The 10,358-nt window shown below is 67.7% G+C and carries 9 protein-coding genes; 4 read left to right on the top strand and 5 right to left on the bottom strand.

Translation table 11 applies throughout. From position 1 onward, the window contains the following. Positions 1-113: 113 nt before the first annotated feature. Positions 114-1,778: a heme biosynthesis protein HemY gene (locus tag ACTJKX_RS34805; protein WP_440728110.1), complete on the bottom strand. Its 1,665-nt coding sequence runs from the start codon at positions 1,776-1,778 to the stop codon at positions 114-116. 7 nt (positions 1,779-1,785) lie between these two features. Further along, the gene (locus tag ACTJKX_RS34810; RefSeq protein ID WP_440728111.1) at positions 1,786-3,117 is read right to left on the bottom strand and encodes a COG4223 family protein; all 1,332 of its coding nucleotides are present in this window, start codon (positions 3,115-3,117) and stop codon (positions 1,786-1,788) included. Between the two features lie 328 nt (positions 3,118-3,445). Here ACTJKX_RS34810 and ACTJKX_RS34815 point away from each other — a divergent pair, with 328 nt between their 5' ends. After that, positions 3,446-4,888 (top strand): amidohydrolase, encoded by a 1,443-nt coding sequence (locus ACTJKX_RS34815; RefSeq protein ID WP_440728112.1) that lies wholly within the window; start codon positions 3,446-3,448, stop codon positions 4,886-4,888. A gap of 36 nt (positions 4,889-4,924) precedes the next feature. Here ACTJKX_RS34815 and ACTJKX_RS34820 read toward each other — a convergent pair whose 3' ends face one another. The 3 genes from ACTJKX_RS34820 to ACTJKX_RS34830 form a co-directional block, all read right to left on the bottom strand. Then, positions 4,925-5,626, bottom strand: a complete 702-nt coding sequence (locus ACTJKX_RS34820; RefSeq protein ID WP_440728113.1) for a uroporphyrinogen-III synthase — start codon at positions 5,624-5,626, stop codon at positions 4,925-4,927. A gap of 66 nt (positions 5,627-5,692) precedes the next feature. Continuing rightward, on the bottom strand, positions 5,693-6,616 hold the full coding sequence (gene hemC / locus ACTJKX_RS34825; protein ID WP_394312739.1) for a hydroxymethylbilane synthase: 924 nt from the start codon (positions 6,614-6,616) through the stop codon (positions 5,693-5,695). Between the two features lie 162 nt (positions 6,617-6,778). Further along, positions 6,779-7,015, bottom strand: coding sequence for a hypothetical protein (locus ACTJKX_RS34830; protein ID WP_311939003.1), 237 nt, complete (start codon positions 7,013-7,015; stop codon positions 6,779-6,781). Between the two features lie 455 nt (positions 7,016-7,470). On the opposite strand from ACTJKX_RS34830, the gene ACTJKX_RS34835 reads away from it, so the two are divergent. The 3 genes from ACTJKX_RS34835 to ACTJKX_RS34845 form a co-directional block, all read left to right on the top strand. Beyond that, positions 7,471-8,415 carry an alpha/beta fold hydrolase gene (locus tag ACTJKX_RS34835; RefSeq protein WP_440728114.1) on the top strand — a complete coding sequence of 315 codons (945 nt, stop codon included), beginning with the start codon at positions 7,471-7,473 and terminating at the stop codon, positions 8,413-8,415. Positions 8,416-8,529: 114 nt separating this feature from the next. After that, complete coding sequence (locus tag ACTJKX_RS34840) at positions 8,530-9,660, top strand: serine hydrolase domain-containing protein (RefSeq protein ID WP_440728115.1); 1,131 nt, start codon at positions 8,530-8,532, stop codon at positions 9,658-9,660. Between the two features lie 305 nt (positions 9,661-9,965). After that, positions 9,966-10,358 (top strand): NAD-dependent epimerase/dehydratase family protein (locus ACTJKX_RS34845; protein WP_440728116.1); only part of this gene is annotated, 393 nt, incomplete at its 3' end.

Consider the following 10,358-nt stretch of genomic DNA (forward strand, 5'->3'; position numbering starts at 1 on the left):
GGCCCTCCGGACGACGATGCGCAGTTCGGGACACTCTACGACATTGCGGGCGCGCTGTCCGTGCGCCCGCGCATTGCGATGCCCGATTCCGACGGTGCCGATAGTCCCCGCTATCAGCCGTTGATCGGGAAACGTACCACCCGGCTTGGCTCTTCCTCCCCCGTGCCGGGATCATCCGGCACCGGATGGGACGGCACCACCGGCATGGGCGGCGGCGGACGGCGCGGCGGCGGCTTCAGCGGCTCGGGCTTGGTGGGCTCGGGCGCCAGAACCTCGATCTTAGAATGCTCGATCTTGGCAGGCTCGACCTTCGCCGGTTCGACCTTGGCGGGCTCGACGGGTGCCGGCGGCACAGCGGCGACCGGTTCCACCAACTTCTCCACCACTGGTGGCGGCGGCTCGACCGGCTTGGCGCGTGCTTCGACCAGCTTGGGCTGCTCGGGTTCGTCGACATCGGCCAGGACGTCGTCGGCATAGGAGACCACCGGCGCGCCGAGGCGCTCGACCGGCGTCTTCCACTCGAAGGCATCGATCCGGCCGGTGACGGGCGAGACCGGCAGCCAGACATCGGAGACCATCCCGTCGGCGGTCCAGACCGGGTCGCGCGGCGCCCGCACCGCGCGCGACAGCCATTCGCGCACCTTGCCGGTGGCGCCGTGCTCGGCCTCCTCGATGTCGGCCATCAACAGGCAGACGCGCTCGGTGGCGCCCGATGCCAGGAGCGGCGACAGCGCCGAGCGGGCAACCGCAAAATCGCGGGCGGACAGGGCGGCCCGGGCCAACGCGATCGCGGCCTCCGGATTGCCGGCCATCTGGGCGGCGAGGGTCTGGACGCGGGCATAGCGATCACGGGCGGAATCGCCGAGCCGGACATTGGTGTAAGCTTCGGCGATGTCCGGATGGGGCTGCAGGCGCCAAGCCGTCTCCAGTACCTTGGAAGCCTTGCGGATATCGTTGCCCTCCGAAAGCAGCTTGGCTGCCAGCACGGCGGCGGGCACCAGGCCCGGGGCAAGCTTGAGGGCCTCGAGCACGCTGGCCTTGGCGCCGGCGCGGTCGCGCTCGGCCTGCTCGATCGCCTGGGCGGTGAGCAGCACGGCGCGGTGGCGCTTGGCCGTCTCCTTGTCGACCAGGCGATGATTGGCGTTGCGGGCCAGGGTCGAGAGCGCGCCGCTCCAGTCCTTCTCGATCGACTGGAATTCGAGCAGGGCCGTGCCGGCCCAGGGCAGGGTCGGCGAGGTCTTCACCGCTTCGGCGGCGAGCTGGCGGGCGGCATGGGCATCGCCGCGGCGCCGAGCCTCGACGAACAGGCCGCGCAGGCCGAGCGGCTTGGTCTCGGCTTCCGAGAGCATGGCCCGGAAGGCGGCCTCGGCGCCGGCGCGATCGCCCGAAAGCTGCGAGGCCTGCGCCCGCAGGAGCAGGGCCAGCGGCTCGGAGCCGAGGATACGCTCGGCATCGGAGGCCTGGCGCTGGGCGCGGCGGACATCGCCGGAACCAACGGCGATCATGCCCTGCGTCACGGCGTTGAAGCCCTTGGAACGGCGGCGGGTGCGGAAAAAGCCGGCGACATTGGCAGGCGAACGCAGAAGCCAGCGAAGGAAACCGATAACGGCCATCAGGACGCCGACCAGCACCAGCACGGCGACGGCGGCCCAGACCAGCTTCACCTTATAGGTTGTCAGCCCGACGGTCAGGGCGACATCGCCCGGCCGGCCGGCCAGCAGATAGAGCCCGTAGGCCGCGAGAGCGAGAACGAGAACGGTAACGAGAGCCCGGATCATCGACGCCTCACGGTTGAGAGAATTTCTGCAGGGCGGCGCCGGTCTGCGCCTTGATCAAGGCCAGGGCTTCGGCGGCTCCCGTGGCCTGGGTAAGCCAGGCGGCGCCGGCCTGCTGACCTGCCTCCGGCATCGCCTTGAAGGCGGTGATGGCCGCCGGCAGGTCACCCTTGTGCAGGGCCTTCGAGACCTTTTCGGCCGAGGCGACCGGATCGCCATCGCCGCCTTCGCCTTCGCGCGTGACCGTGACGATGTTGCCGAGGCTGGCGGTGATGCGGTCCATCACGCCGGCATCGGGCGACAGCGGTTCGGGCTTGGGCGTGAGCGCGGCCTCGATCTGCGGCTTCAGCGCATCATAGCTGGTAGCCAGGGCCTCGACCGACGGCACGCCCGCCGCTGCGAGGCTTGCCAGCGGCGCCAGGGCTCCGGCATCGCCGCCGAGACCGCTGGCCGTCTGCAATTCATTGGCGAAGGGCTTGCCGCTACGGATGGCCTCGCTGAGCTGGCCGAGTGCGACAGCATAGGCGGCCGCCTTGTCCGGCGTCGCGCTCACCGTCTGCTTGACCTGCGCGACTTCCTGCGAGAGGCCGTTGGCGGCCGTGCCGACCTGGCGCAGGCTATCGCCAAGCGTGGCGATCTCGCCTTCGGCCTTGGCGAGGCGCTCGGTCAGGCCGGAAATGTCGGGGCCGGGCGAGGGAGCTGCCGGTGTCGACGAGCCGGCGGCGCTCGCAGCCTTCTGAGCCTCACTTGCGAGAGAGAGGGCATTGTTCGCCGCTTCCTGAGTCGTCTTGACGCCGGTTTCGAGGGCAGCGAGACGGTCGAGGACCCCATCCGCGGTCTTCTTGGCGCCGGCGGCTTCCTGCTCGGCTATCGCGAGCCGGGAAGCCAGCCCGTCATCGCTGCCGCCCTTGCCGAGCGGGACGAGGCCAAGGGCGCCAGCCAGCAGCACCAGCACGCCACCGGCGATGCCGCCGGCCAGCGCCGCAGCGAGGGTCGACAAGCCCGACCGGGGCGGCGGGGAAGGAGGCGGAGGCGTGAATTCGGGATCGGAGCGGGGCGGAGGAGCGGCCGCCTCCGGTTCGGCGGCCGTCTCGGTGCGCGGCGTATCGCCGCTGGCCTGTTCGCCATCGCCCGACGGCCGCGTCCAGATGGTCGAACCCGCCGCCTCCCCGGCCTCTGCCGCGGCGCCAGGACCGGTGTCCTCGGTCTTCGCAGCCTCGCCGGCGGCAGACTGTGTCTCGGCGGCGGATTCGGGACTGGAGGCGGATGTTTCCTCGCCAGCGGCCTCAGTCGGCGGCGCTGTCGACGCTGCGGGCGATTCGACGACTTCCGTGGCGTTCAAATCCAACGTCGCGGGACCGAGGCCTGCGCTTTTCTGCTTTTTTGGCCTGCCTTGCGTGCTGTCTTCCCGTGCCATGCGACCCCCATGGAGACCCCCAACAGGCCCAGCCTATAGCATGAAAACCCGACAAGCCAATTTGCCCGAACCGAAGTGCGCTGGACAGCGACCGGCGTAGGGAGCGGACGCGAAAGACCTCCTCCTCGACCAAAATCGCTCATGTCAAAACCCTATCCATGGCCCGTGACAGCCTCTAGCCTGCGGCCGCCGGAATCACGGCCATCGAAGACAATTGGCGGTTCAACCGCCTCGACAGGGAAGAAGCGCAGAGATGACGCAGAATGACCGTCTGACGCTCCAGCACATCATCGAGCGCGTCGACGCCAAGGCGCAATCCTTTTGCGCCTTGAGCGACCGCATCTGGCATATACCCGAGCTTGCTTTCGAGGAGCATCGATCCTGCGAAGAGCATGTCGCGGCCCTGGCGGCAGAGGGCTTCCGCATCACACGCAAGGCAGGCGGCATCGAGACCGCCTTCATGGCCGAGTATGGCGAGGGCGGCCCGGTGCTGGCCTTTCTAGGCGAGTATGATGCCCTGCCCGATCTGTCCCAGGCCAAAGGCCTCGAGAAAGCCGAGCCGCTGCAGCGCGGCGGCCCTGGCCATGGCTGCGGCCACAACCTCCTCGGTGCCGGCGCCGCCCTGGCCGCGGTGGCCTTGAAGGATGCGCTGGCCGCAGCAGGCATCGAAGGCCGCGTGCGCTATTATGGCTGCCCGGCCGAGGAGAGCGGCTCGGGCAAGAGCTTCATGGCGCGAGCCGGCGTGTTCGACGATGTCGACGTCGCCTTCTGCTGGCACCCGAGCGTCGTCAACGAGGTGGTGGCTGCTTCCAGCCTCGCCTTCATCCAATGCTATTTCCGCTTCGCCGGCCGCGCCTCGCATGCGGCGGCCAGCCCGCATCTCGGCCGCTCGGCGCTGGACGCGGTGGAGCTGATGAACATCGCCGTCAATTATATGCGCGAACATATGCCGGCAGAGGCACGCATCCACTACGCCGTCACCAATAGCGGCGGCATCGCGCCCAATGTCGTGCAGGCCAATGCCGAGGTGCTCTATCTGGTGCGTTCGCCCGACATCGCCGATGCCAAGCGCCTGTTCGAACGGGTCAGGAAGGCCGCCGAAGGCGCCGCTCTGATGACGGAGACGCAAACCAGCTACCAAGTGACCGATGCCGGGCTCAATCTCGTGCCCAACGAGACCCTGCTCGAAGCCATGCACGACAACATGGTCCGCATCGGCGCCCCGGTTTTCGACGGCGACGACCACGATTTCGCCGACCGGCTGCGCCGGGTCAGCCTGTCGGACGAAGACATCGCCGCCAGCGTGGCCTCGCATGATCCCGCCCTTGCCGCCCACAGCCTGCACGAAGGCATCCTGCCCCTGGCCAGGCATGCCAGCGTGCAGATGGGCAGCACGGATGTCGGCGATGTCAGCTGGATTGCACCAACGGTACAGTGCCACACCGCCTGCTTTGCGATCGGCACCCCGTTCCACAGCTGGCAATTGGTGACGCAGGGCCTGGAACCGGCAGCCCACAAGGGCATGGTCGCGGCCGCGAAGGCGCTTGCCAGCACGGCGGCCGACTGCCTGAGCAAGCCGGACCTGATCGCCAGGGCGAAGGCGGAACTCAAGCGGCGCACCGGTGGCCGGCCCTTCGAAAGCCCGATTCCGCCGGAAATCCTGCCCGAGCACCTCCATTCGAGCCAGGGCCGCTGATCGCAGCTTACTCCAGCGCGCGAGCCTGGGAAGCGCTCAGATCAACGCCAGCAGCGCATCCTCCTCCGGACGCGCCGGAAAGACGACCCCGGCGGCACCGGTGGCCGATATCACTTCGGCCACCTTGCGCGACAGACACAGATGCCGCACCGGCAGGCGCGCCACAGCCTCGGGGCCACCGGCGCAGGCGATGAAGGCCTCCGCCGTGCGCGCGGAATAATGCAGCACGCCATCGAACTTGCCCTGAGCCAGCGCGGCCGCGATCTCTGGCCGGAATCGCGCCGCCTGGTGCGCGGTGTAGACGACGGCAAGGTCGATGCGGTGCCCCATTCCCCCCAACGCCCCGACGAGATCGCCAGTGCGGTCGGCCCCGGCCAGATAGAGAGCCCGATGCGGTTCACGCCAGGCCTGCCGGACATGGGAGATCAGGCTGGCGACGTCGCGCCCGAAGGTCTCGACATCCTCAAAGCCCATGGCGCGGGCGACGGCCCCGGTGCGACACCCCACCGCGATCAGCGGCGTTGCGGTCAGCCCATGGAACTCCGGCCTCTCGTAAAGGGCTGCCAGGGCATTGCCGCTGGTGACGATGAGGGCATCGAAGCGCCCCGCCGGCAAGGCATCGCCGCCGAACACGATCTCCAGCATCGGCTCGATCACCGGCTCATGGCCCAGAAGCGCAAGGGCCTGCGCCGTCTGCCTTGCCTCCTCGATCGGCCGGGTGACGAGTATGCGCGCCATGATCATCCCTCCGCCGAAAAGCCGCCGGTCGCGCGGTCTGCGCGGCAAGGGGGGCCATTTCGGCAATCAGCCGGCAAAGAATCCTTCGCCGCCCAATGCGCGCAGCTCCTCGCCGGCCGAGCGCCCAAGCGCCTCCGCATCGGCGACGCTACCGCTGCGCCGGGCCTCGTGCACCTGGCTGCCGTCCGGCTTGAGGATGAGGCCGCGGAAGCGGATGGCATCCCCCTCCACCACCGCGTGGCCGGCGATCGGCGTGCGGCAGGACCCATCCAGCACGGCGAGGAAGGCGCGCTCCAGCCTCACGGCGAGATGGGTGTCGCGATGGTCGATGCCGGCGACATGGCCGTTGGTCTCGCCATCATCGGCCCGGGTTTCCAGGCAGATGGCGCCCTGGCCGACGGCCGGCAGGAAATCCTCTTCGGACAGGATGGCGCTGGCATGGGCGATGAGGCCGAGCCGCTTCAGGCCGGCCACGGCCAGCAGCGTGGCATCGGCCTGCCCCTCGGCAAGCTTGCGCAGGCGCGTCTCGACATTGCCGCGGAACAAAACGGTCTGGAGATCGGGCCTGAGATGTTTGACCTGGGCCTGGCGCCGAAGCGCCGCCGTGCCGACCACGGCGCCCTGCGGCAACTCGGCGAAGGAGGCGATGCCGGGCGCGATCAGCGCATCGCGGACATCCTCGCGTTCCAGGAAACCCGCGAGCATGAGGCCGTCGGGCAGCACGGTCGGCATGTCCTTGCATGAATGCACGCCGATATCGATATCGCCGTCTTCCAGCGCCCGCTCGATCTCCTTGGTGAACAGCCCCTTGCCGCCCACTTCCGACAGCGGCCGGTCACGGATCATGTCGCCGGAGGTCTTGATCACCCGGATCTCGATACGCTCGGGCGCGATCGCCAGGAGACCGGCCAGCAGGGCCTGCGTCTGCCGGGCCTGCGCCAATGCAAGCGGACTGCCTCGCGTGCCGAGGCGCAACAGAATGGACACGATCGATATTTTTCCCAAAAAGCTCGCGGCTGCTTAGCGCCGGAGGTTGGGGGAGTCAAAGGCGACCTCACGGAAGAAGATCACAATGCCCGCCTGACGGTAGCCGATATACCCTGGACATCGGTCGGCGCGCCGAAGTCCGCAAGAGACCGAATAGGGTCTGTGCTAGTGACGCACCGGCGGAGGTGCCCCGGTGGTGGCGAGCCAGAGGCCGAGGGCGGTGTGCAGGGCCTCGGCGGCTTCGGGCGAGAGAGGCACCTTCAAGACGGCGTCCCCATCGAAATGAAACTCGGCGAGCACGAAACGACCGCTGGGGGGCGAGGCGAGGCGCAGCAGGCTGGTCAGCACCGGTGCTTCGATCGCTCCGCTCTTGCCCTCGAGGTCATCGATATCATCCATCATGTCGACCTACCTTGTTCCCCGGCCCAGGCACGTTCCCGCGGCACTGTCTGCGTTCGGCGTGAGATCAACGTGAAACACCGGCCTGCGTCAGCGGCCTGCATCACACGAATTTTGGTCTTGACCAAGCCGCTCGCCTTGCTTCGAGCCGGCTATTTCACTTAACCGGATCGGAAACAAAAAATTCAACAGAGCCATACAGTTAGCATCTTGTACGGATTTATAACACCGCTTGTCGTTCCTTCGATAGAGCAAAATCGCCACAGTCCGTCGCAAATCGACTCGCCCCTTGCTTCCGCCCCGGCCGGCCAGCCCGTTCATGTAAAAAAATTGCTCGTCCGATGTCGGCTAGGCATGCCTGCCGGCGTCCTCTGCCCGACACCCCACGAGCGAAGAACGGCTCGCGCGGCGCAAAATCGGAACCATCGCCCTATTCGTCGAGACAGGAGTGACGAACCATGCCGAGAGCCTCGATCCTCAAATCCCTGCTGGCCGCCCTGGTGATCGGCGCCGGCAGCCTGGCCGCTACAGCAGGCGCTGCGACGGCTGCGCAGGCAGCTACGAACGACAAGGTCCCGGCCAAGAGTGGTCATGTCGAGGCCGGCGGCGTGAATTATTACTACGAGATACGGGGCAGCGGCGAACCGCTCCTCCTCCTGCATGGCGGCCTCGGCTCGATCGACATGTTCCAGCCCGTCATGCCGGTGTTCACGGCCCACCGCCAGATCATCGCCGTCGATCTCCAGGGCCATGGCCGCACGCCGCTCGGCTCGCGCCCGATCGACCTCAAGGCCATGGGCGACGATATGGGCCAGATCCTTGCCAAGCTCGGCTACAGCCAGGTCGATGTCTTCGGCTATTCCATGGGCGGTGGCGTCGCCTTCCAACTCGCGGCCCAGCATCCCGACAAGGTGCGCCGGCTCGTGCTGGTCTCCGCAGGCTTTGCCCAGGACGGCTTCTATCCCGAAATGCTGCCGATGCAGGCTCAGGTCGGCGCCGGCATGGCCGAGATGATGAAGGCCACGCCGATGTACCAGTCCTATGTCAAGGTCGCGCCCGATCCGACCGAATTCCCGCGCCTGCTCGACGCCATGGGCGCGCTGATGCGCAAGCCCTATGACTGGACGTCCGACGTGCCGAAGCTGACCATGCCGGTGATGCTGATCTTCGGCGACAGCGACATGTATCGTCCCGAGCATGTGGTCAAATTCTACCAGCTGCTCGGCGGTGGCCTGCGTGATGCCGGCTGGCAGCGCGAGCACATGGCCAAGAACCGCCTCGCCATCCTGCCGGGCCTGACCCACTACGATATCTTCTTGTCGCCGCAGCTCACGGCAGCCGCCCTGCCCTTCCTCGACGGCAGGAGCGAGAACGCCAATTGGAGCGACCAGGCCGGCAAGTGACCGCCGCGGAGTGACCGCCGCGGAGTGACCGCCGCGGAGCGCCCTCCGGAAAGGACTTGTACGAAGCGGGATTGTTGCCGATTGTCCGGCACTATCCCGCTCGGAGCTTCCCTCATGCACGGCCACCCTTCCCCCACCCTCGACCAAGCCCGTACGGGGCGCCTCGATGCCGTGATCGACGCCGCCATCGCCGAGGAGCGCATCGTCGGCACCGTAGTGCTGGTGGCCGAGGCGGGCGAGATCGTCTACCGCCGCGCCGCTGGCCATGCCGACCGCGAAGCCGGCGTGCCGGTGGCCGAGGACACCATCTTCCGCCTCGCCTCGGTGACCAAGCCAATGGTGGCCGCTGCCGCCCTGGCGCTGGTCGAGGCCGGGCAGCTCCGGCTCGACGACCCTGTGACCCGCCATCTTCCGGCTTTCCGACCCAAGCTCGCCGACGGCAGCGAGCCGGTCATCACCGTGCGCCATCTCCTCAGCCACACGGCCGGCCTGCGCTATGACTACGATGACGCCGCCGACATCTCCAGCGGTCTCGACCGGCCCGGCCGCGGCATGGCGGAGAATCTCGAAAAGATCGCAGCGCAACCGCTAGCTTTCGCGCCCGGCAGCGCCTGGCGCTATTCGATGGCGATCGACGTGCTGGGCGGGCTGATGGAAAGAGCCACGGGCAAGAGCCTGCCCGAGATCGTGGCCGAACGCGTCACCGGGCCGCTCGGCATGGCCGACACCGAATTCGTGGCCGGCAAGCCCCATCGCCTGGCGACCGCCTATGCCGATGGCGAGCCCCGGCCGGTGCGCATGGGCGAAATCCAGCGTGTATGCCACAATGGCTGGTGGCTCACCTTCGCGCCGCAGCGTGCTTTCGACCCCACGGCCTTCCCCTCCGGCGGCGCCGGCATGGTGGGCACGGCCGGCGACTTCCTCACCTTTCTGGAAGCGGTCCGCAGCGGCGGGGCACCGATCCTCTCGCCGGGGAGCCAGCGCCTCCTGAGCGAGGATGCGGTCGCCGATCTCGACATCGAGGACCCCGGCTGCGGCTTCAGCCTCGGCTGGTCGATTCTGCGCGATCCCGCCATTGCCGGCCTGCCCGGCTCGCCCGGATGCTGGCAATGGGGCGGCGTCTATGGTCACAGCTGGTTCGTGGATCCCGCGCGCAGGCTTTCGGTGGTGATGTTCACCAACACGGCGGTCGCCGGTGTCGGCGGTGCCTATCCCGAGGCCCTCCGTGCAGCGGTTTACGGCTAGAAGCATCCTGCGACCTGGCGTTCCACCACGCCCCCGCCGGCGCGGCTGGCCTTCCTGCCCGGTGGGAGGTCGGTCCTATCGCCGCCGTCGAAATGAGCGGGTGGCTCAATCTTTTGGGAGGGGGGACGGGCCGGCAACCCCTTATCCTTTCGGTGCGGCGATACCGCTCATTCCCAGCTAGCCGGACCGGCGATCTGGGGGTAAATCTTGGTTAACAGCAGTGACGCACCTGACAGGCCAATCGCAGTGAGAAGTCCCGATACACGGGACCGGGCCGATTGAGCCCTGCAAGTATGGGAACCAACATGACTCGTGTTCTGGTAACGGGTGGCGCCGGCTACATCGGCAGCCACGCCTGCAAGGCCCTGGCCCTGGCAGGTTACGACCCCGTCGTCGTCGACAATCTCTCTCTGGGCCATGCCGATGCGGTCAAATGGGGGCCGCTGGAAGTCGGCGACATCCGCAACAGCGCCTTTCTCAACAAGGTGATCACCCACTACAAGCCCGAAGCGGTGATGCATTTTGCGGCCAGCTCCACGGTGGGCGAATCGGTCGCCGATCCCGCCAAATACTATTCCAACAATGTCGTGGGCTCGCTGACCCTGCTCGAGGCCGTGCGCCAGAACGAGATCGAGACCTTCATCCTGTCCTCGACCTGCGCGACCTATGGCGTTCCCACCTGCCTGCCGATCCTGGAG

The organism is Labrys sp. 22185 (assembly GCF_052045555.1).
Taxonomy (GTDB): domain Bacteria; phylum Pseudomonadota; class Alphaproteobacteria; order Rhizobiales; family Labraceae; genus Labrys; species Labrys neptuniae.